Genomic DNA, 20,868 nt, shown 5'->3' with positions numbered 1-20,868 from the left:
TCGGGCGCTCCGACAGGCCGTCATATCGGACCAAAGGGATACTCCTGCCATGGATGCATCTCTTCGCCCCGGCCGGGTGCGCCGTGCGCTGCTGCCCCTGACCGCGGCCGTCGCCACCGCCGCTCTCCTCGGCGGCTGTTCGGACACGGGCTCCACCGCGGCGGGGAAGGCGTCGCCGAGCCCGTCGGCGAGTTCCTCCAGCCCCTCGGCGGCCCAGCGCAACGGTTCCGGCGGGACCGACAGCCTGCAGAGCGACTACCAGCGTGTGATCAAGAACGTGCTGCCGTCGGTCGTGCAGATCGACGCGTCCAACAGCCTCGGCTCGGGCATCGTCTACGACGACCAGGGGCACATCGTCACCAACGCCCATGTCGTGGGCACCGAGCGGAGCTTCAAGGTGACCACCTCCGGCAGCGGCTCGGCGGTCACCGCCAGGCTGGTCGCGGCCTATCCCGAGCAGGACCTCGCCGTGATCAAGCTGGACTCGGTGCCCAGCGGCCTGAAGGCCGCGAGGTTCGGCGACTCCGCCAAGGTCGAGATGGGCCAGATCGTCCTGGCGATGGGCTCCCCGCTGGGCCTGTCCTCCAGCGTCACCCAGGGCATCGTCTCGGCGACCGGCCGGACCGTCTCCGAGGGCCAGGGCGGCGGCGGGACCGGCGCCACCATCGCCAACATGGTGCAGACCTCGGCCGCGATCAACCCCGGCAACAGCGGGGGCGCCCTGGTCAACCTGGACAGCGAGGTCATCGGCATCCCGACGCTCGCCGCGACCGACCCGGACATGGGCGGCAGCGCGGCGCCCGGCATCGGCTTCGCGATCCCGGTGTCGATGGTGAAGACGGTCGCCGACCAGATCATCAAGAGCGGCAAGGTCACCGATTCCGGGCGGGCGGCGCTCGGCATCACCGGGCGCACCGTGGTGGACTCCGGCTACCAGCCCGCGGGCGTCGCGGTCGTCCAGGCCCCGGCGACCGGCGCCGCGGCCAAGGCGGGCCTGAGGACGGGCGACATCATCGTCCGGCTCGGCGACACCGACATCACGTCCATCACCTCGCTCACCGAGGCCCTCGCCTCGGACAAGCCGGGCCAGAAGGTCCAGGTGACGTACACGCGCGACGGCGCGAAGAAGACCGCCGAGGTGACCCTCGGCGAGATCTGAGCCGGGCCCGGGGGCGCCGTCCGCGCCCCCCGGCCGGGCCGTCAGACCTGTTCGGCGTGCAGGCTCATGGGGCCGTAGACCTTCGCGCCGTCCTCGAACAGGAAGACCTGGTCGGCCCCGCCTTCGAGCAGGTCCTTCCACACCTCACCGATCCAGGACTCCGCGTCCCCCTGGGTCGTGAACTCCTCCGGCGCCACCGCCGGCTCGACCTCCGTACCGTCCGACTTCTCGAAACGCCACGTCCACGCCATGTCCGCCTCCTGGGTCACGTTGCTGCCCGCAGCGTAACCGGGCGCGCAAGAGGGCCGGTGACGCGGGAGGATCGTCCCTGTGGAACTGACTCTCCTCGGCACCGGGGCCCCCGTCGGCCTGCCGCGCCCCGACTGTCCCTGCGCCGCGTGCGCCCTGGCCCGCGGCCGCGACGCGCGGGCCGCGACCGCCCTGCTCGTCGACGGCGCGCTGCTGCTCGACCTCACCCCGGGTGCGGCCCTGGCCGCGGCCCGGGCCGGGCACACCCTGGCCGGGGTGCGGCAGGTGCTGCTCACCCATCCGCACGACGGGCCGGCCGTGGAGCTGCCCGCCGGACTGCCCGCGGCGGGGCGGGTGCCGGACGGCCGCAGGCTCACCCTGATCAGCGGCCACCGGGTCCTCGCGGTGCCGCTGGACTCGCCGGGGACGGGGTACGAGGTGACCTCGCCGGAGGGCGAGCGGCTGCTCTACCTGCCCCCGGGCGGCGCTCCCGCGGGCGCCGCCGGGATGCGCCCGTACGACATGGTGGTGGCCGATGTCGCCGGGCGGCCCGACGCGCTGGCGCGGCTGCGGGCGGCGGGCGGCATCGGCCCGGCCACCGACGTGATCGCCGTGCACCTCGACCACGACGTGCCGCCCGGGCGGGAGTTGGAGCGCCGGCTCGCGGCGCTCGGCGCGCGTGCGGTGCCCGACGGCACCACGCTGACCGTCGGCGAGTACCACGCGGTGCCCGATCTGCCGCGCCGCACGCTGGTCCTGGGCGGCGCGCGTTCGGGCAAGTCGGTGGAGGCCGAGCGGCGTCTGGCCGCCTTCCCGCAGGTCGTGTACGTCGCGACGGGCGGACTTCGGGACGGCGACGCGGAGTGGGCCGCGCGGGTGGGCCTGCACCGCGAACGGCGGCCCTCCTCCTGGCGCACCGAGGAGACCTGCGAGCTCGCCCCGCTCCTGGAGGAGCCCGGGCCGCCGCTCCTGGTCGACTGTCTGGCGCTGTGGCTGACCGACGCGATGGACCGGGTCGGCGCGTGGGACGACGAGAAGTGGGCGGCCGGCGGCGAGCGCGCGCTGAAGGAACGTACGGCGGAACTCGTCGCGGCGGTCCGGGGCACCTCGCGGACGCTGGTCGCGGTGAGCAACGAGGTGGGCTCCGGCGTCGTGCCGGCCACCTCGTCGGGACGGCGGTTCCGGGACGAACTGGGGCGCCTGAACGCGGCGTTCGCGGCCGAGTGCGAGCAGGTCCTGCTCGTCGTCGCGGGGCAGGCGCTCACACTGCGCGGCTGAGGCGGGCGCGCTGGCGGTACTGTTCGGCAAATGAGCAGGCTGAACCTGGACGACTTCTCCGATCTGATCGAACGCCCCGACAACGGTGTGCGGCGGGACGCCGAGGAACGCCGGGAGCGGCTGACCGTGCCGCCCGGCGCGCTCGGCCGGCTCGACGAGCTGGCCACCTGGCTCTCGGCGGCGCAGGGCGCCAACCCGGTCCGGGCCCTCCAGCGGCCCCGCGTGATCCTCTTCGCGGGCGACCACGGCGTGGCCGGGCTCGGCGTCTCGGCCCGCCCGGCGGCCTCCGCGCACACGCTCGTACGCTCCGTCCTGGACGGCGCGAGCCCGGCCGCGGTGCTCGCCCGGCGGCTAAGCGCCTCGGTCCGCGTGGTCGACGCGGGCCTGGACTGCGACCCCGCTCTGCTGCCCGAGGACGTCGTACGCCACCGGGTGCGGCGCGGCAGCGGCCGGATCGACATCGAGGACGCGCTGACCGTCGAGGAGGCGGAGGCGGCCGTACGGCTCGGCATGCGCATCGCCGACGAGGAGGCCGACTCCGGCACCGACCTGGTGGTGCTCGGCGACCTCAGCGTGGGCGGCACCACCCCCGCGGCAGTGCTGATCGCGGCTCTGTGCGGGACGGACGCCTCGGTGGTGACCGGCCGCGGCGGCGCGGGGATCGACGACCTGGCGTGGATGCGCAAGTGCGCCGCGATCCGCGACGCGCTGCGCCGGGCGCGGCCGGTTCTCGGCGATCAGCTGGAACTTCTGGCCGCCGTGGGAGGCGCGGACCTTGCCGCGACGACCGGTTTCCTGCTGCAGTGTGCGGTGCGCAGACTGCCGGTGATCCTGGACGGGGTCGTCTCGTCGGCCTGTGCGCTGGTGGCTCAGCGTGCGGCCTTCCGGGCTCCGGACTGGTGGCTCGCTGGCCAGTTGAGCGGCGAGCCGGGCCAGGCCAAGGCGCTGGACCGGATGGCGCTCAACCCTCTGCTCGATCATGGCGTCACAGTGGGCGAAGGAACCGGGGCACTGCTCGCTCTTCCCCTCGTACAAGCCGCGGCCGCACTGGCCGCGGAGCTGCCCGAGCGCACCGATGCGCGCACGGAGAGCGCGCAGGAGAGCGGCGACGAGTGAGCCGCGGCGGAGCCGGGGGCTGCCCTCGGCTCCCCCCGCGACCGCTGTGGAACGCATTGCCCCCATATCATCGCGTTTCATGGGAGAAGTCCGCTTGAGCACCACCGAAGGAACGAACCGGAGCACCGCCCGGTCGCGACGCAGCGCGGCGTTCGCCGTCTGGTACCTGCGCATCGTGACGTTCATCAATTTCCTGAGCGCCGTATGGGTCACCCTCGGCCAGGGGCTTCGGCGGCACAACACGGACGACTACTTCACGCCGTATCTGCTCGAAGCCGGCTTCACCTCCGGCGTCGTCACGCTGTTCCTCGCCGTCACCATGCGCCGGCGCAAGCGGGCCGCCTGGATCCTCAACATCGTGCTCGCCGGGCTCTTCCTGGCCCTGTTCGCGTTCGCCATGGTCTTCCCGGACATCCACCGCTACGCCCAGAACTGGATCTCGCTCGGGCTGACCGCGGCCTTCGTGCTCGCGCTGTTGCTCGGCCGCCGCGAGTTCTACGCCAAGGGCGACCGTTCCAACCCGCTGGCCGCGGTGGTCACCGCCGTCGGCGGCCTGCTGATCACCTCGCTGATGGCGGCGGTCCTGGTCAGCGCGACCAACACGTACGACGGCACCGACCACTCGACCTTCCTCGAGCGGTGGCGCTACGGCGTGATGCGGCTCGTGTTCCTGGTCCCCGACGACCGGCACACCCAGGGCATCACCACACCGGGCTGGGTCAACGTCACCATCAACGTCCTGGCCACGCTGCTCCTGATCGCCGTCCTCTACGCCGCCTTCCGCAACCGCAAGGCCGTCGACCCGCTCACCGTCGAGGACGAGGAGAAGCTGCGCGCGCTGCTCGACAAGCAGGGCGAGCGCGACTCGCTGGGCTACTTCGCGCTGCGCCGCGAGAAGGCCGTCATCTGGTCGCCGACCGGCAAGGCGGCCGTCACCTACCGCGTGATCAACAGCGTCTCGCTGGCCTCCGGCGACCCGATCGGCGACCCCGAGGCCTGGCCGGGCGCGATCGAGCCCTGGCTGGCCGAGGCACGGGAGCACGGCTGGATCCCGGCCGTGACCGGCGCGAGCGAGGAGGCCGGGCAGATCTACGCCCGGCACGGCCTGGACGCCCTGGAGATGGGCGACGAGGCGATCGTGGAGACCGCCGAGTTCACCCTGGAGGGCCGCGCGATGCGGACCGTGCGCCAGGCGTACAACCGGGTGAAGAGGGCCGGGTACGAGGTGCGGATCCGCCGTCACGCGGACATCCCTGCCCAGGAGATGGACGAACTCCTGCGCAAGGCCGACGACTGGCGCGACGGCGCCACCGAACGCGGCTTCTCCATGGCACTCGGCCGGCTCGGCGACCCCGCCGACGGCCAGTGCATGATGCTCGAATGCTTCGACGGCGAGGGCGAGTTGAGGGCGCTGCTCAGCTTCGTGCCGTGGGGCCCCCACGGGCTCTCGCTCGACCTGATGCGCCGTGACCGCGACTCCGAGAACGGCCTGATCGAGTTCATGGTGATCGAACTCCTGCAGCGCGCCAAGGAGATCAAGATCACTCAGGTCTCACTGAACTTCGCGATGTTCCGTTCCGTCTTCGAGCGCGGCTCGAAGCTCGGGGCAGGACCCGTGCTGAGGCTGTGGCGCTCGCTCCTCAGCTTCTTCTCCCGCTGGTGGCAGATCGAGTCCCTTTACCGGTCCAATGCCAAGTACCGGCCGATCTGGGAGCCGCGGTTCACGTTGTTCGAGAAGAGTGCAGACCTGCCACGCATCGCCATCGCGTCCGCGCGCGCCGAAGGGTTCCTGGAGGCCCCGGGGCTGCCCAAGTGGCTGCACCGCAGGCATCTGGAATCCCAGAGATGAGCGGCTCGGGGAAGGGGTTCGCGCGCCGGTTCGCGGCGCGCGAGTGGGGGCCCCTGTTCAGGACCGTGAAGTACGCGGTGCGCACGCAGCGCTGGCGGGCTATTCCGCTCACCCTCTCCGCGGTCGCCCTCACCTCGGTCTTCCAGATCATCCAGAACCAGTCCTGGGGTTTTCGGCCGGTGCAGATCGTGGGCTCGGTGAAGGCCGAGTACCCGCTGTGGATCTCGCTCGTGCGCACCCCGCTCTCGCTCTTCGTGCCGGCCCTCGACCTGCCGGTGTGGGGCGCGCTCGTCCAGGTGCTGCTCGTCTTCGGCATCGCGGAGATCTGCATCGGCCGGGGCCGGATGCTGCTCATCGCGTACGCGGCGACGCTGGCCGGCACCCTGTACGCGCGGGTGGGCATCCACATCGGCCCGGACAGCGTGTTCGGGCTGCCCGCCTCCGCCGCGAAGATGGTCGACACCGGCCCGTCGGCCGCCGTCGTCGCCCTCGCCGTGTACGTGTGCTGGCGCTACCGGGCGTACTGGACGGCCGGGACCGTGGCGATGGCGATGGTCGTCGAGGTGGCGCTCAAGAACAACCTCGCGGGCAAGGAGCACATCGCCGCGCTCCTGGCGGTCGCCGTGATCTGCTGGATCACCTGGGTACGGCGCAAGCGCCGGCGCGACCGCCTTGATCAGGGGCGGCGCACCGGGAGTCTGTCGGGTGCGCCGCCGATCCAGTCCTGAAAGCGGCGCCTCGGCTGGGACCAGCGCCGGTCGTGGCGGAAGGCCCTGAGCTGGGCCTTGGCCCTGGCGCGCGGCCGGTTGCGGTAGAAGCGCTGGGCCCACGGGGAGCCCGGCCGGGCGAGCCGCACCGCGCCGAACAGCGCGACGAACGGCACGAACGTGCCGATCACCGACAGCCGCACCTTGCCCTTGAACAGCGAGATCAGCACGAAGCAGAAGTTGATCGCGATCGTGGTGATGAACGACCCCCTGCTCTGCCGTTCCTCGGGGCTCACGTCGTTGACGCCGAGCGGTGAGAACCCCGCGAGCACCAGCGTCATGAGGGCGGCGGCCATCACCACGATCTCGACGCTCTTGCGCCCGTTCTCGCTCCAGTACACGTCGTCGAGGTGCAGGATCAGCGCGAACTCGTCGAGGACCAGGCCCGCCCCCGTCCCGAAGAGCACGGCGAAGACGGCCGCCGCGATGCCGTGCCGTCCGCTGCCGACCGCCCCGAAGCCCCCGACGACGGTGAGGATGACACCGGGCACCACGTGGTGGATGTGCAGCCCGCCCGGCCTGATGTTCCGGAACGGGCCGCGCCCGGCCCGGATCAGGCGGGTGATGGAGCGCGTGACCAGGAACGTCACGACAAAAGAGGCCAGCGCGAGCAGCATGGGGAGCTTGCCCGGCTCGGTGATGTTCCGATAGAACCAGTGACCCATCCCACCCGCCCTTGTTTGCGCTGGTATGCGCAATTTACCGCCGCCGGGGGCCCGAGCGCTCGGGATACCCTGCGCCGGGTGAACCCCAGCAAGGCCCTGCACGGCGTACGTTTCGCCTTCGGCACCCTCACCGTCTTCCCCGCCCGCATCACCCGGTGGGACCGCTCCGCCGCCCGCGCCGGCATGACGCTCGCTCCGCTCGCCGGGCTCGCCGTCGGCCTGTGCGCGGCGGCCGCGGGCGCGGGGTGCTGGGGGCTCGGGTCCGGGGGGCTGCTCGCGGCGGTGGTGAGCGCGGCCGTGCCCGCCCTGCTCACCCGGGGTCTGCATCTGGACGGGCTCGCCGATGTCGCGGACGGCCTGGGCAGCGCCAAGCCCGCCGAGGACGCGCTGCGCATCATGAAGCGCAGCGACATCGGCCCGTTCGGCGTCGTGGCGCTGCTCTTCTGTCTGCTGGCCCAGATCGCGGCCCTGTCCCGGCTGTACGAGGACGGCTGGGCCCGGGGTGCCGCGGCGACCGTCGTCTCGGCCGTGGCCGCCCGCGCCGCGCTCACCCTGGCCTCCCGGCGCGGGGTCCCGGCGGCCCGTCCGGAGGGGCTCGGCGCGGTCGTGGCGGGCACGGTGCCGGTGGGTCGCGCGCTCGTGGTGGCCGCCCTGGTGACGGCCGCCTGCGCGGCGGCGGGAGCGCTGTTCGGGCCGTGGTCCGCGCTGCACTTCGCGCTCGCCGTGGCGGCCGGACTGGCCGCCGCCCAGATGCTGCTGCGGCGCTGTGTGGGACGGTTCGGCGGGGTGACGGGCGATGTGTTCGGGGCGGTCGCGGAGACCGCCGCGACGGCGGCCCTGGCCGCCCTCACCCTCGGCTGAGGCTCAGCAGGGTCTGCGCCACGCCAGCAGGTCGTACTTCTTCTCCATCGAGCTCAGGCCCAGCTTCTTGGACTGGGCGCAGAAGCGCTCCGGCGGCAGTTCGTACTCGACGTGGAAGACGGCCTTGTTCGCCTTCACGAACGGCGTGAGCTTGTCGCACTCGCCGTACTGGGCGCACTGCTCGTTGACCGCGAAGTCGAAGTGGTCGAGCAGCCGCGGGATCTGGTCGAGGTCGTTCTTCAGGCCCACGGCCAGGCCCCGGTCGTGGGCGAGCTTCGCGATGAGCTCGTTGTACTTCAGCTGGTCGGCGGGCTTGAGGGGGAAGCCGGTGTCGTTGTTGTAGCCGTCCATGTTGTCCGGCTCGACCGCGTCGAAGCCCTTCTGCCGACAGAGGTCGAACCGCTTGGCCATCAGGGGCTCCAGGACGTCGGTGCGCCGGATGTCGAGCCAGCGCTCGCCGTCCCAGCCGTTGCCCTTGCCGAGCACCGCCTGGGGGAACTGCTTGGCGTCGGGCCGCCAGTTCTCCCAGGCGCCCGTCGAGACGTAGCAGATGACCTTGCGGCCCCTGCGGTGCAGATCGGCCACCGCCGCCGCGTCCTGGTCGACGGCGTCGATGTCGTACACCTGGACGTCGACGCTCGGGTCGAGCTTGCCCTTGAGCTGCCACTGCCAGGTCAGGCCCGGGGCGGGCTGCCAGTGCGGGCCGGAGGGCGCGGGGGGCGAGGAGTCCTGGCCGTCCCCGTCGTCGGGGCCGTCGGGGGAGCTGGAGCACGCCGCCAGCAGGCAAAGCGGGACAAGCAGCCAGAGTGCGCGTTTCACCGGACGGGCTCCAAGCGGTGCGGCAACGTGCCCCAGGGGTGCGGCAGTTGACCGGGGACGAGACAGTGGACCGGGGCCAGGGCCACCGCGTCCGGCGGGGCCCCGTAGATGAGGTGGCAGGTGTCGGGGGTGGTGGGCCCGGCCGGCCGGTACGCCGACCACGGCCCCTCGAAGGTGACCAGAAGATCGCCGATCCGGGCGTAGCCGGGGTGCGGCACGGCGCCGTGGTTCAGGACAAGGGTGACATACGTGTCGTACGTGGCGGCGAGCGCGGCCCGCAGGTCGGCGTAGTACGGCAGTTGGACGGCCGAGGTGGCCACCTGGTCGAGGAAGAGCCCGTGCACCCCGTACCAGGCGCGGTGGCGGGCCGCCTCGCGCACGACGTCCTGCGGGGGGCGGTCGCCGTAGGCGGTGTCCACGTACCCGAGCACCCGCACCCCCGCCGAGCGCAGCCGGCCGGCCACCGCGGCGAAGGCGGCGTCGGGCGAAGGGCCCGCGCCGCTGGCCGGGTTGAGGACGACCCCGTACAGCGAGGGCGCGGCGGCGATCAGCGCGTCCCAGGCCTCGGGCTGCTCGGCCGGGTGCTCGTAGTAGGGCACCAGCAGCTTGCTCATGGGCTTCCTCGCAGCGCGCTCGGGGTACTCGGGTGGCTCTGTTTCCTCGACGGCATCCTCATGAGCGGTGGGCGGTCGCCCTCCCCAGCAGGACACAGACCAGCACGGCGAGCAGCGCGGCCGCGCACCCCGACACCACCGGGCCGGTCTGCCGCGGCGCGCCCAGGAGGAGTGCCAGGGTCTGCGCGACGGCCGCCGCACAGCACACCAGGGCGGCGCCCGCCGCCGCCCCGAACGACTGGAGCAGCAGCCCGGCCCACAGCACCGCGCCGATCAGGAGCAGGGTCGCCAGGCGCAGGCCGCCGAGCGCCGGGGCACCAGGCCACAGCCGGGTGCCCGCCTCGGCGAGCGCCGCCAGGATCAGCAGATAGGCGCCGAGGCAGCAGGTCACGGTGGCGGCGACCGAGCCGCGGAACCCCCGGGCGCTGGACGTGGTCCGCAGCCCGGTCAGGCTCGCGGCCCGGAACCGGTGCAGCAGCCATTCCGCGGGGCCCATGCTGAGGGTGAGCGCGACCGCGGACGGCCCGGCCACCGCTCCGGCCGAGCCGTGCCGGAACACGTCGCCCAGGGCGGCGTACAGCACGAGCACGCCCGCGCCGAGCCCGAACAGGCCGTACGGCACGGAGGCGGCCATCGGGGGCGACACGGCGCCGCGCGGTCCGGGCCCGGCCGTCTCGCCGCGCAGCGCGAGCACGGCGAGAGTCACCGCCGCGAGCAGCGAGACGAGCAGCAGCACCGGGCCGACGGCGGACGGCAGCCCCGGTACGAGCCCGAGGGTCAGCGGCAACAGGGCGCACAGCAGCGGGCGTTCGCGGCCGAGCACGAGCAGCGCGGTGGCCGCCGCGAGGTAACAGCACTGACCGGCGGCGAACGCGGCGGCGGGCAGTTCGCCCGGACCGGTCACGGCCAGCGCGGCCAGGGAGCTGAGCGCGGCGCCGAGCGGGGCGCCCAGGCGCAGCGCGCGGACGGCGGCCGGGCGGTCGGCGAGGCTGAGCCAGGAGTGCGCCCGGTGCGAGAGCGACTGGTTCCACACCCAGCCGGTGACGGCTCCGGCGAGCAGCGGAATGGTTCCGGCGGGCAGGCCGAGCGTGGCGCGCGGGCCGGCGAGCAGGGGCGCGCCCAGGACGTAGGCGAGGCCGGGCAGCGCGAAGACGAGGCCCCGCAGGAGGCAGGAGCCGAGGTGGGTGTGCCAGGGTTCGGCGGGCGGCGCCGGGGCCGGGGGGTAGCGGCGCTCGACGCGGCCGTAGAGCTCCTCGGCGAGCGAGAAGGAGTCGGGGTGGCCGTAGACGGCTCTTATCTGGGCGTCCGTCATGCCGTCGGACTCGATGATCGCGGCTATCTCGTCCGGGTGCACGGCCGCGGCTATCAACTCGTCCAGGCGCAGGGCGAGTTCGGCCAGCGGGTCGTCCGCGGGCGGCTTGGGCAGGCGCTGGCGGGGGATGAAGGGCAGGGTGTCCTGCCCCTCCTCCCCGCCGACCCACAGCGATCCGCTCACCGGGGTGCCCCGTCGAGCAGGCCGGCCTTGGCCTCGCCGGACAGCTCGCGGTACCACGGCCCGGTGAGTTGCAGGGTCCAGTCGTCCTCGGGCGTGAACGCGGCCCGCGCGAGCTCCGGTTCGGGGTGTCCGGCCAGTTCCAGGTAGATGCGGCGGAAGCCGTCCACCGAGCGGTGCAGGGTGAACTTGTCGATCACCCGCTGCCGGGCGGCGGCGCCGAGCTCGGCCCGCCGCTCGTGGTCGCGCAGCAGCGCGAGGGCCGCCTCGGCCATCATCGCGGGCTCCCGGGGCGGCACGACGACACCGGCCTCACCGGCCGCCTCCCGTACACCCCCGACGTCCGTGGACACCGTGGCGCGGCCGCAGGACATCGCCTCGATCAGCGAGAACGGAAAGCCCTCGCTGATGCTGGAGAGCATCACCACGCTGCCCGACGCGTAGGCGCTCGCCACGTCGCTGACCCGGCCCTCGTAGGAGATGCCGTCCGTGACGCCCAGCTCGGCGGCCAGCTTCTCCAGGCGGGTGCGGTAGTCCTCGCCGCCGGCCGGGACTCCCCCGTACAGGCGCAGCCGGGTCTCGGGGAGTTCGGCCCGCACGATGGCGTACGCGCGGATCAGGGTCTCCAGGTCCTTGATCGGGTCGATGCGTCCGCACCAGCTGAGGGTGGGGACGGCCGGGTCGGGCCCGGCGTGCGGGAAGAGGTCGGGGTCGACCCCGTTGTAGACCGTGCGGATGCGCTCGGACGGGGCGCCCCCGCGCTCCTCCCAGCGGCGGTTGTACTGGTTGCACGGGGTGATGAGGTCGGCCTGGCGGTAGCCCATGGAGTTGAGCTCCCGGTAGAAGCCCAGCAGGACCGCCTTCACCGGCCAGCTCTGCTCGCCGGTGCGGTAGCCGAGGTAGCGCTCGCGCAGATAGATCCCGTGCTCGGTCAGCAGGAACGGCACCCCGTCGAAGTACTGCGCGGCGAGCGCGGGCAGCGTGGCGAGGCCGCTGCTGACCGCGTGCGCCACGCTGTCCGCCGGAATGCGGGCGGACAGCGGGCGCAGTGCGTGTTCCAGGAGGTCGGTCGCGGTCAGGGCGTCGTGCACGGTGGGCTTCGCCCTGGACAGCGCCAGGTGCGGCATGGTCCAGATCCACATCAGGGACTTCAGCGCCGCTTCGGAACGCAGTGCCGCCGAAAGCCGCCCGGCCCGGGCCAGCTCCGCGAGCCCGTACAGGGCCGAGGTGAAGTCACAGCCGGACTCCGGGTCGAGCAGGGCGAGCAGGAAGCGCTCGTAGGTGTCGGTGAACCGGCGCCTCTCCTTGCCGAGGAGCGGCCGCCGCCCACCGGGCCGCGGCCCCCACAGGGGGAAGGCCGTGTGCCGGTAGACGTTGGCCGGTAGCTCCCAGGCGACCGGCTCACGGCCACTGCCGGTGAGGGCGACGACGTTGAAGTCGACCTCCGGCATGCCGCGGACGAGCTGGTCGCACCAGGTGCTCACACCCCCGTGTATATGCGGATATGTGCCTTCGGTGAGCATGGTGACATGACGGCCACTGCTCGGCATGGATGTCCCCCCAGGACAAGCGGTCGTGCGAGACGAGCGATCAGGCCGGCAACTTCAGCGTGACCGCCGACTGGAGCAGCTCGGGAGAGGACCAGTCGGAGCGCTGACCCGCGTACGGCGTACCGAACACGGTGGTGCCGAGGAGCAGTTGCTTGCGCGTGCCCTCCGGTGCCGTGATCGGTGCGGCCACCCCGTTCGGAGCCTGCACGGTGACAGTGTCGCCGATCCGGTAGGCGGTCACCGAACCGGAAGCCAGCGCCTTGTCCCAGGACGCGCGCCGGGCGAACTCGGTTCCCGCGTCCTTCTCGCGCAGGTTCACGATCGGGGCGTTGCCGGCGTAGAGGGCCTTGTAGTCACCGAGGACCTTGTCCAGGACCGGGTAGAGGATCCGCTCCTCGGCCAGGTTGGACTGGTGCACGTAGTGCGGCCGCGGGTCGTTCCACAGGACGTGCGACAGCGCGGTCTTGGCCTCCCGCGGGACGATGTACGACTGGTAGCCGGTGGCGGTGTCGAGCGGGGCGGCCATGCAGGTGGAGGCCGGGTTGTTCTCGCAGACGCCGCTGCCGCCGTCCGCCTTGGAGGTGTACAGCCAGTTGTACTCGTCGGTCATCTCGGCGGCCTTGCCGACGTTGTAGTACACGTTCATCGGGTGCCTGGGCACCGTCTGGGCGGCGCCGACCGCGCGCTGGTCGGGCTCGCGCGAGGCGTCGCTGCCGGTCCACTTGACGCCGTTGTCGGCGAGCGCGCCCGCCAGGTTCGGGTTGTCGTCGGGCTGCTGCGGCAGGACCTTCATGCCGGAGTGCTCACCGGTGACGAGCTCGCTCCTGTCGACCGGCAGGCCCTTCTGGGCGGCCCAGGTGTTGTTCTGCGAGATCTGGGCGGAGATGTCGGCCCGGCTCATCCACTGGGTGGAGCCGTCGGCGTTCTTCTTGCACTGCCAGGGCACGACGGTGGTGTCCTGGATGCAGCCGAGGAACTCGTGGGTGTAGGTGTGGTTCACCCAGCGGAACTTGGCCTTGTCGGCGAGCAGCTGCGCGGTGAGCGCGTCGGTGCCGCCGTTCTCGGACTTCCACTCCTCGCCGGAGCCCGCGTTGAAGACCATGTCGAGCGTGAACCCGTTGGTCTGCTCCCACTGGGCCGCGTACTGGGCGTCGGCCGCGGTCATCCGGATGTCCGGGTTGGTGGCGCCGCCGGCCGGGCAGTCGAAGTCGCCCGGGGTGCAGTTGTGCACGCTGTCCCAGCGGGCGTCGGGCGCGAACACGTCGTCCACGTGCACCGAGAAGTAGTTGCGGCTCTGGCCCAGGTGCACGCCCTGGGTGAGCCACTCCACCATGCCCTTGGCCAGCGCCTGGAACTGCTCCTGGTACTGGTTGTAGGCGAAGGTGACGACCAGCTCGCTGCGGCCGTCGTGGGTGTACTGGCCGAGCATGCTGCCGCCGGTCGGCGCGTCCAGGTAGCTGGTGAAGCCGTCCCTGGGGTGGGCCGCGTAGCCGTAACTCTCGGGAACCGTCGGGTCGTTGTCCTCGAAGGTGAGGGGCCCGTTCAGATATCCGAAGGGGCCCGCCTTGCCGGCCGCGGTGACCTGGGTCTTCGCCCCGTCCAGGACGCCGGACCAACCGCCGTTCTGGTCCGTGTAGTCGAGCCCCACCTCGGGGTGCGCCCAGGTGTAGGCGTCGATCTGGCGGATCCCGAAGGTCTGCTCGTACGCGGCGAGAGCGGTCTGCTCGGGCGCGGCCGCCGAGCCGAACGGGATCTCGTTGGGCGCGACCACGCCCTGGAACTTGGCGCGCGGCCGGCCGCCCACCGTGTCGCTCAGGAACGCGGCGTCGACCGTCGGGCGGCCCGCGGCGTTCAACTGGACGGTCTGGTACGGGACTCCGGTGTTCTTCAGCTCGGCGACGACCGCCCCGACCGCGCTTCCGCCGTCGTCGAGGACCAGCACCTTCAGATCGATGCGCGGCGCCACCGTGGCCGCCGCGTTGGCGGCCGGGATGGCGGTGCCGAGCAGACCGGCAGCCATCAGCGCCGTGAGCGCAAGCCTGGTTCTGCCCAATTTCAAGGCCTTCGCCTTCATTTGTCCCCCCTCATAAAGCCTTCGCGCTCAGAGCTTGCGCGAAGAACCTGTGGTGATGATGCAAAGGGGCACGGTGCCCCCTGTACTCGATTGAGGCGAGTGTGACGTAGCTCTCACGGAGTGTGCGGCCCAAACGTGAAAGAGACACCACGGATGAGTGAATTGCGGCCACCGCGATCGAACGCCGTCACCGCGCGTAGGCTCGTGGCTGGTGGTCGACCCGCCCGAAATACGATGGACCGGGCCCCGGCCGGCCCATCCGACGGTCGAACACTCCACAGGATTCTCAAGGAAGAGAGATCTCACCACCGTGACTGCTCTGACTCTCAGCACTGCCGGTGCGGCAACGCTGCGTGCCGACGCCCTCGTCGTCGGCGTCGCCAAGGCCGCCGGCCCCAAGGGTGGGCTGGTCGTCGCGCCCGGCGCCGAGGCCGTGGACAAGGCGTTCGGCGGAAAGCTCGCCGCCGTCCTGGCGACCCTCGGCGCCAGCGGTGCCGAGGGTGAGGTGACCAAGGCCGTCTCCCCCGCCGGCCTCAAGGCCCCGTTCGTGCTCGCGGTCGGCCTCGGCACCGCCCCCGCCCAGGACGAGGCGTACGCCGCCGAGGTGCTGCGCACCGCCGCGGGCAACGCCGCCCGCGCCCTGCACGGCGTGAAGAAGGCCGCGTTCGCGCTGCCGATCGAGGCCGCCGAGGACATCGAGGCGATCGGCGAGGGCGCCCTCCTGGGCGCGTACGCCTTCACCGCCTACCAGGACCGCGGCGCGGACGCCAAGGGCCCGCTCGCCGAGGTGGCCCTGCTGGGCGCCAAGCCGCGGGACAAGGCCCACAAGGCCGCCGCCGAGCGCTCCCTCGCGCTGGCCGAGGAGATGAACCGCGCCCGCGACCTGATCAACACCCCGCCGAACGACCTCACCCCCGAGGCCTTCGCCGCCGTCGTGTCGGCCGCGGGCAAGGAGCACGGGCTCAAGGTCCAGGTGCTCGACGAGAAGGCGCTGGAGAAGGGCGGCTACGGCGGCATCCTCGGCGTCGGCGCCGGCTCGGCCAACCCGCCCCGCCTGGTGAAGATCTCCTACACCCACGCCAAGAACGCCAAGCACCTCGCCTTCGTCGGCAAGGGCATCACCTACGACTCGGGCGGCATCTCGCTCAAGCCGGCCGGCCACAACGAGACGATGAAGTGCGACATGAGCGGCGCCGCCGCGGTGTTCGCCGCCGTCGTCGCGGCCGCGCGCCTGGGGCTCGAAGTGAACGTCACCGGCTGGCTCGCGCTGGCCGAGAACATGCCGTCGGGCTCCGCCACCCGCCCGGGTGACGTCCTGCGCATGTACAGCGGCAAGACCGTCGAGGTCCTCAACACCGACGCCGAGGGCCGCTTGGTCCTGGCCGACGCGCTGTGGAAGGCCTCCGAGGAGAAGCCGGACGCGATCATCGACGTGGCCACCCTGACCGGCGCCATGGTGCTGGCCCTCGGCGACCACACCTTCGGGATCATGGCCAACGACGACGCCTTCCGCACCGCGATCCACGAGATCGCGGAGGAGTCCGGCGAGCAGTCCTGGCCGATGCCGCTCCCCGCCAACCTGCGCAAGACCATGGACTCCCCCACCGCCGACCTCGCCAACATGGGCGTGCGGATGGGCGGCGGCCTGGTGGCCGGCCTGTTCCTGAAGGAGTTCGTCGGCGAGGGCATCACCTGGGCCCACCTGGACATCGCGGGCCCGGCCTACAACGAGGGCGCCCCGCACGGCTACACCCCCAAGGGCGGCACCGGCTCCTCGGTGCGCACCCTGCTCCGTCTGGCGGAGCGCACCGCCTCCGGCGACCTCGGCTGACAGCCCGGTCACAGCCGACCCACAGGGCGGCCCCGGGCACACGCCCCGGGGCCGCCCGTGCGCACGCTCCGCACCGTCGCGCTCCGTACGGATTTCGCTGTGGATGAAATCCGTACGTCTCCGCGCGGCGGTGGAGTGACCTCTGAGAGGCGCTGAGCCCGACGATCAGCCGTCTCAGACCCCGGCCCCGCGTCCCGCCTTCCGTCAACAAGTGCGAAGATGGGTTCTCGGCAGGACAGGGCCCCCACCACAGGGCCGAAGACAAGCGGCCGAACACCAGCCGCCGCCGGTCATCGACGACCGCGCCCGGCGCACATGCATGGAGGACGTGACGTGGCGAACGACGCCAGCACCGTTTTCGACCTAGTGATCCTCGGCGGTGGCAGTGGCGGCTACGCCGCGGCCCTGCGCGGAGCGCAGCTGGGCCTGGACGTCGCACTGATCGAGAAGAACAAGCTCGGCGGCACCTGCCTGCACAACGGCTGCATCCCCACGAAGGCCCTGCTGCACGCCGGCGAGATCGCCGACCAGGCGCGCGAGGCCGGCCAGTTCGGCGTCAAGGCCACCTTCGAGGGCATCGACATCAACGCGGTCCACGCGTACAAGGACGAGGTCATCTCGGGCCTGTACAAGGGTCTGCAGGGCCTGGTCGCCTCCCGCAAGGTGACCTACATCGAGGGTGAGGGCCGCCTGTCGTCCCCGACCTCCGTGGACGTCAACGGCCAGCGCATCCAGGGCCGCCACGTCCTCCTGGCGACCGGCTCCGTGCCGAAGTCGCTGCCGGGCCTGGAGATCGACGGCAACCGGATCATCTCCTCCGACCACGCGCTGACCCTGGACCGCGTCCCGCAGTCCGCGATCATCCTGGGCGGCGGCGTCATCGGCGTCGAGTTCGCCTCGGCGTGGAAGTCCTTCGGCACCGACGTCACCGTCATCGAGGGCCTCAAGCACCTCGTGCCGGTCGAGGACGAGAACAGCTCCAAGATCCTGGAGCGCGCGTTCCGCAAGCGCGGCATCAAGTTCAACCTGGGCACCTTCTTCCAGAAGGCCGAGTACACCGCCAACGGTGTGAAGGTCACGCTGGCCGACGGCAAGGAGTTCGAGGCCGAGGTCCTCCTCGTCGCCATCGGCCGCGGCCCGGTCTCCCAGGGCCTCGGTTACGAGGAGCAGGGCGTCGCGATGGACCGCGGCTACGTCCTGGTCGACGAGTACATGCGCACCAACGTGCCCACCATCTCCGCCGTCGGCGACCTCGTCCCGACGCTCCAGCTCGCGCACGTCGGCTTCGCCGAGGGCATCCTGGTGGCGGAGCGTCTGGCCGGTCTCAAGACCGTCCCGATCGACTACGACGGCGTGCCCCGGGTGACGTACTGCCACCCCGAGGTCGCCTCCGTGGGCATCACCGAGGCCAAGGCCAAGGAGATCTACGGTGCGGACAAGGTCGTCGCTCTGAAGTACAACCTCGCGGGCAACGGCAAGAGCAAGATCCTCAAGACCGCGGGCGAGATCAAGCTCGTCCAGGTCAAGGACGGGGCCGTGGTCGGCGTCCACATGGTCGGTGACCGTATGGGTGAGCAGGTCGGCGAAGCCCAGCTGATCTACAACTGGGAGGCTCTGCCGGCCGAGGTCGCGCAGCTCATCCACGCGCACCCGACGCAGAACGAGGCGCTCGGCGAGGCCCACCTGGCGCTGGCCGGCAAGCCGCTGCACTCCCACGACTAGTAGCCCCTCGGGCGCGACGACCACTACCTTCCCCAAGCTCTCGACTGCGCTCGAGCAGGGGAGACCCCATTCTCGTAAGGAGCAACCGAAACCATGTCGGTTTCCGTAACCCTTCCGGCGCTCGGCGAGAGCGTCACCGAGGGCACCGTCACCCGCTGGCTGAAGGCCGAGGGCGAGCGCGTCGAGGCCGACGAGCCGCTGCTCGAGGTCTCGACCGACAAGGTCGACACCGAGATCCCCGCCCCCGCCTCCGGCATCCTCGCCTCCATCAAGGTGGCTGAGGACGAGACCGTCGAGGTGGGCGCGGAGCTCGCCATCATCGACGACGGCACGGGCACGCCCGCCGCCGCCCCGGCTCCGGCCGAGGCCGAGGCCCCGGCCGCCCCGGCCCCGCAGGCGACCCCCTCCACCGAGGCCGCCGCCCCCGCCCCGGCCCCCGCGGCCGAGGCCGCTTCCGGCGGTGGCTCCGCCGAGGGCACCGACGTCGTCCTCCCCGCGCTCGGCGAGAGCGTCACCGAGGGCACCGTCACCCGCTGGCTCAAGGAGGTCGGCGAGGAGGTGGCCGAGGACGAGCCGCTGCTCGAGGTCTCCACCGACAAGGTCGACACCGAGATCCCCGCCCCGGTCGCCGGTGTGCTGCTGGAGATCGTGGTCGGCGAGGACGAGACCGCCGAGGTCGGCGCCAAGCTCGCCGTCATCGGTGCTCCGGGTGCGGCTCCCGCCGCTGCTCCGGCTCCGGCCGCCCCGGCCCCGGCCGCAGCTCCGGCGCCCGCTCCGACCCCGGCCCCGGCGCCCGCCCCCGCGGCAGCCCCGGCCGCTCCGGCCCCGGCTCCGGCCGCCCCGGCTGCTCCGGCCCCCGCGGCCGCTCCGGCCCCGGCGCCGGTCACCCCGGCTCCGGCCGCTCCGGCTGCCGCTCCGGTCGCCACCTCCGGTGACGACGGCGCGTACGTCACGCCGCTGGTCCGCAAGCTCGCCTCCGAGTCCGGTGTGGACCTGGGCGCGGTCAAGGGCACCGGCGTCGGTGGCCGCATCCGCAAGCAGGACGTCATCGCCGCCGCCGAGGCCGCCAAGGCTCCGGCTCCGGCCGCCGCCGCTGCCCCCGCCGCGAAGGCCGCCCCGTCCCTCCAGGCGTCCCCGCTGCGCGGCCAGACGGTCAAGATGACCCGCATGCGCAAGGTCATCGGCGACAACATGATGAAGGCCCTGCACTCGCAGGCCCAGCTGACCTCGGTCGTCGAGGTCGACATCACCAAGCTGATGAAGCTGCGCGGCCAGGCGAAGGACTCCTTCGCCGCCCGTGAGGGCGTCAAGCTGTCCCCGATGCCGTTCTTCGTGAAGGCGGCGGCCCAGGCGCTGAAGGCCCACCCGGTCATCAACGCCCGGATCAACGAGGACGAGGGCACCATCACGTACTTCGACTCGGAGAACATCGGCATCGCCGTGGACTCCGAGAAGGGTCTGATGACCCCGGTCATCAAGGGTGCGGGCGACCTCAACATCGCCGGCATCTCGAAGGCGACCGCGGAGCTGGCCGGCAAGGTCCGCGCCAACAAGATCACTCCGGACGAGCTGTCCGGCGCCACCTTCACGATCAGCAACACCGGCTCGCGCGGCGCGCTGTTCGACACGGTCATCGTGCCGCCGAACCAGGTCGCCATCCTGGGCATCGGCGCCACCGTCAAGCGTCCGGCGGTCATCGAGACCGCGGAGGGCACCGTCATCGGCGTCCGCGACATGACGTACCTGTCGCTCTCCTACGACCACCGTCTGGTGGACGGCGCCGACGCGGCCCGCTACCTGACGGCCGTCAAGGCGATCCTGGAGGCCGGCGAGTTCGAGGTCGAGCTCGGCCTGTAGGACCGCCACCGGCGCCACGAGGCGGCTGTAACACTCGTCTCACCAGCGGCCGCGCCCCCGTCCGGACACTTCCGGACGGGGGCGCGGCCGTATTGTTTGGGGGTCACCGCTCGCCTTATGGTCTGTCCGGCGGATCAGGTCGCCGTTGAGCTGCCCAGGCGTCGCGTCCGGACGAGATCCGCCGGGCAGACCTTAAGGAGCCCCCATGACCGTGCCCGTCGTCCACTCGCTGCGCGAGCAGATCCGCGAGCACATCGTGGAGGGGATCGTCAGCGGGCGCTGGAAGCCCGGTGAGCGGATCGTGGAGCGGCGCATCGCGGTGGAGCTCCAGGTAAGCCAGACGCCGGTGCGTGAGGCCCTGCGGGAGCTGGAGAGCCTGCGCCTGATCGAGTCGGCGCCCAACAAGGGCGTACGGGTGCGGAATCTGAGCGCCGCCGACCTGGAGGAGAGCTACCCGGTGCGGGCCGGTCTGGAGCAGATCGCGGCGGAGCTCGCGGCCGGGCGCCTGGCCGAGGACTGCTCGGCCCTGGAGCCGCACGTGGCGGCGCTGTACGAGGCGGACCGGGCGGCCGACGGCACCGCGCAGGTGCGCCACACGGTCGGCTTCCACCGCGAGCTCGTGCGGGCGGCCGACAACAGTGTGCTGTTGCACACATGGGAGGGCCTCGGCATCGAGGTGTTCACCGCGCTCTCCATCCGCTGGCTGGGCACCGTCCAGAAGTCCTACGCGGAGGAGCACGAGGACCTGGTCGCCGCGTTCAGGCGGCGGGATCCGGCCATCGGCGCGCTGGTGAAGGCCCATGTCCTGGGGTGCGCGCCGCGTAGCGCCTGACCTGCGGAGCGGCCCGCCGGGCACCTGGCATTCCAAGGCACCGGGTGCCCTTTTTTGCGGCACCCTGTGCCGACTTTCTCGATTCGAAGAAGTTTTTGGCTCAACGCTTTGATCGATCATCGATCGGCGGCTT

17 protein-coding genes are annotated in these 20,868 nt (G+C 72.1%); 10 read left to right on the top strand and 7 right to left on the bottom strand.

Annotated elements, in window-relative coordinates; genetic code table 11:
* Positions 1-49 precede the first annotated feature (49 nt).
* Positions 50-1,159 carry a S1C family serine protease gene (locus DT019_RS06410; RefSeq protein WP_114035649.1) on the top strand — a complete coding sequence of 370 codons (1,110 nt, stop codon included), beginning with the start codon at positions 50-52 and terminating at the stop codon, positions 1,157-1,159.
* A gap of 41 nt (positions 1,160-1,200) precedes the next feature.
* Here DT019_RS06410 and DT019_RS06405 read toward each other — a convergent pair whose 3' ends face one another.
* The gene (locus DT019_RS06405; RefSeq protein ID WP_114035648.1) at positions 1,201-1,410 is read right to left on the bottom strand and encodes a hypothetical protein; all 210 of its coding nucleotides are present in this window, start codon (positions 1,408-1,410) and stop codon (positions 1,201-1,203) included.
* 79 nt (positions 1,411-1,489) lie between these two features.
* Between DT019_RS06405 and DT019_RS06400 the strand changes: the two genes are divergently transcribed.
* The 4 genes from DT019_RS06400 to DT019_RS39430 all read left to right on the top strand — a co-directional run bounded on the left by DT019_RS06400 (position 1,490) and on the right by DT019_RS39430 (position 6,379).
* Positions 1,490-2,686 (top strand): bifunctional adenosylcobinamide kinase/adenosylcobinamide-phosphate guanylyltransferase, encoded by a 1,197-nt coding sequence (locus DT019_RS06400; RefSeq protein WP_189389221.1) that lies wholly within the window; start codon positions 1,490-1,492, stop codon positions 2,684-2,686.
* Positions 2,687-2,716: 30 nt separating this feature from the next.
* Positions 2,717-3,802: a nicotinate-nucleotide--dimethylbenzimidazole phosphoribosyltransferase gene (gene cobT, locus DT019_RS06395; protein ID WP_114035647.1), complete on the top strand. Its 1,086-nt coding sequence runs from the start codon at positions 2,717-2,719 to the stop codon at positions 3,800-3,802.
* A 79-nt stretch (positions 3,803-3,881) separates the two neighbouring features.
* On the top strand, positions 3,882-5,651 hold the full coding sequence (locus DT019_RS06390) for a phosphatidylglycerol lysyltransferase domain-containing protein (RefSeq protein ID WP_114035646.1): 1,770 nt from the start codon (positions 3,882-3,884) through the stop codon (positions 5,649-5,651).
* Positions 5,648-6,379, top strand: coding sequence for a hypothetical protein (locus DT019_RS39430; protein ID WP_189389218.1), 732 nt, complete (start codon positions 5,648-5,650; stop codon positions 6,377-6,379). The genes DT019_RS06390 and DT019_RS39430 overlap by 4 nt, the downstream gene beginning before the upstream one ends.
* On the opposite strand, the gene DT019_RS06380 is transcribed toward DT019_RS39430, so the two are convergent.
* Positions 6,328-7,083 (bottom strand): hypothetical protein, encoded by a 756-nt coding sequence (locus tag DT019_RS06380; protein ID WP_114035645.1) that lies wholly within the window; start codon positions 7,081-7,083, stop codon positions 6,328-6,330. The two genes, DT019_RS39430 and DT019_RS06380, sit on opposite strands and share 52 nt — an antisense overlap.
* A 69-nt stretch (positions 7,084-7,152) precedes the next feature.
* On the opposite strand from DT019_RS06380, the gene DT019_RS06375 reads away from it, so the two are divergent.
* Entirely contained in the window at positions 7,153-7,944 is a 792-nt protein-coding gene (locus DT019_RS06375; RefSeq protein ID WP_388975983.1) for an adenosylcobinamide-GDP ribazoletransferase, read from the top strand.
* Between the two features lie 3 nt (positions 7,945-7,947).
* Here DT019_RS06375 and DT019_RS06370 read toward each other — a convergent pair whose 3' ends face one another.
* From DT019_RS06370 to DT019_RS06350, 5 genes are read right to left on the bottom strand one after another with little or no spacing between them, the layout of a single operon-like run.
* The gene (locus DT019_RS06370; RefSeq protein ID WP_114035643.1) at positions 7,948-8,763 is read right to left on the bottom strand and encodes an endo alpha-1,4 polygalactosaminidase; all 816 of its coding nucleotides are present in this window, start codon (positions 8,761-8,763) and stop codon (positions 7,948-7,950) included.
* Positions 8,760-9,377, bottom strand: coding sequence for a spherulation-specific family 4 protein (locus DT019_RS06365; RefSeq protein WP_114035642.1), 618 nt, complete (start codon positions 9,375-9,377; stop codon positions 8,760-8,762). Before DT019_RS06365 ends, DT019_RS06370 begins: the two co-directional genes overlap by 4 nt.
* A 58-nt stretch (positions 9,378-9,435) precedes the next feature.
* Complete coding sequence (locus tag DT019_RS06360) at positions 9,436-10,872, bottom strand: hypothetical protein (RefSeq protein WP_114035641.1); 1,437 nt, start codon at positions 10,870-10,872, stop codon at positions 9,436-9,438.
* Positions 10,869-12,419: a GT4 family glycosyltransferase PelF gene (gene pelF, locus DT019_RS06355; RefSeq protein ID WP_114035640.1), complete on the bottom strand. Its 1,551-nt coding sequence runs from the start codon at positions 12,417-12,419 to the stop codon at positions 10,869-10,871. The genes DT019_RS06360 and pelF overlap by 4 nt, the downstream gene beginning before the upstream one ends.
* Before the next feature lie 40 nt (positions 12,420-12,459).
* Entirely contained in the window at positions 12,460-14,493 is a 2,034-nt protein-coding gene (locus DT019_RS06350; protein ID WP_388975378.1) for a hypothetical protein, read from the bottom strand.
* Positions 14,494-14,803: 310 nt separating this feature from the next.
* Here DT019_RS06350 and DT019_RS06345 point away from each other — a divergent pair, with 310 nt between their 5' ends.
* From DT019_RS06345 to DT019_RS06330, 4 genes are all read left to right on the top strand, one after another.
* Positions 14,804-16,324, top strand: coding sequence for a leucyl aminopeptidase (locus DT019_RS06345; RefSeq protein ID WP_114035638.1), 1,521 nt, complete (start codon positions 14,804-14,806; stop codon positions 16,322-16,324).
* Between the two features lie 333 nt (positions 16,325-16,657).
* Entirely contained in the window at positions 16,658-18,046 is a 1,389-nt protein-coding gene (gene lpdA, locus DT019_RS06340; RefSeq protein ID WP_053727683.1) for a dihydrolipoyl dehydrogenase, read from the top strand.
* 93 nt (positions 18,047-18,139) lie between these two features.
* Positions 18,140-19,903, top strand: a complete 1,764-nt coding sequence (gene sucB / locus DT019_RS06335) for a 2-oxoglutarate dehydrogenase, E2 component, dihydrolipoamide succinyltransferase (protein ID WP_114035637.1) — start codon at positions 18,140-18,142, stop codon at positions 19,901-19,903.
* Positions 19,904-20,108: 205 nt separating this feature from the next.
* Positions 20,109-20,735 carry a GntR family transcriptional regulator gene (locus tag DT019_RS06330; RefSeq protein ID WP_114035636.1) on the top strand — a complete coding sequence of 209 codons (627 nt, stop codon included), beginning with the start codon at positions 20,109-20,111 and terminating at the stop codon, positions 20,733-20,735.
* Positions 20,736-20,868: the final 133 nt, after the last annotated feature.

It is taken from the genome of Streptomyces sp. SDr-06 (assembly GCF_003324565.1).
Taxonomy (GTDB): Bacteria; Actinomycetota; Actinomycetes; order Streptomycetales; family Streptomycetaceae; genus Streptomyces.
Note: the sequence above shows the minus strand (reverse complement) of the source record. Positions and strands in the feature narration are given on the sequence as shown.

Coding starts and splice junctions, on each gene's coding strand:
- DT019_RS06410 (WP_114035649.1), top strand. CDS start 50: ATGGATGCATCTCTTCGCCCCGGCCGGGTGCGCCGTGCGCTGCTGCCC.
- DT019_RS06405 (WP_114035648.1), bottom strand. CDS start 1,410: ATGGCGTGGACGTGGCGTTTCGAGAAGTCGGACGGTACGGAGGTCGAG.
- cobT (WP_114035647.1), top strand. CDS start 2,717: ATGAGCAGGCTGAACCTGGACGACTTCTCCGATCTGATCGAACGCCCC.
- DT019_RS06390 (WP_114035646.1), top strand. CDS start 3,882: ATGGGAGAAGTCCGCTTGAGCACCACCGAAGGAACGAACCGGAGCACC.
- DT019_RS39430 (WP_189389218.1), top strand. CDS start 5,648: ATGAGCGGCTCGGGGAAGGGGTTCGCGCGCCGGTTCGCGGCGCGCGAG.
- DT019_RS06380 (WP_114035645.1), bottom strand. CDS start 7,083: ATGGGTCACTGGTTCTATCGGAACATCACCGAGCCGGGCAAGCTCCCC.
- DT019_RS06365 (WP_114035642.1), bottom strand. CDS start 9,377: ATGAGCAAGCTGCTGGTGCCCTACTACGAGCACCCGGCCGAGCAGCCC.
- pelF (WP_114035640.1), bottom strand. CDS start 12,419: ATGCCGAGCAGTGGCCGTCATGTCACCATGCTCACCGAAGGCACATAT.
- DT019_RS06350 (WP_388975378.1), bottom strand. CDS start 14,493: ATGAAGGCGAAGGCCTTGAAATTGGGCAGAACCAGGCTTGCGCTCACG.
- sucB (WP_114035637.1), top strand. CDS start 18,140: ATGTCGGTTTCCGTAACCCTTCCGGCGCTCGGCGAGAGCGTCACCGAG.
- DT019_RS06330 (WP_114035636.1), top strand. CDS start 20,109: ATGACCGTGCCCGTCGTCCACTCGCTGCGCGAGCAGATCCGCGAGCAC.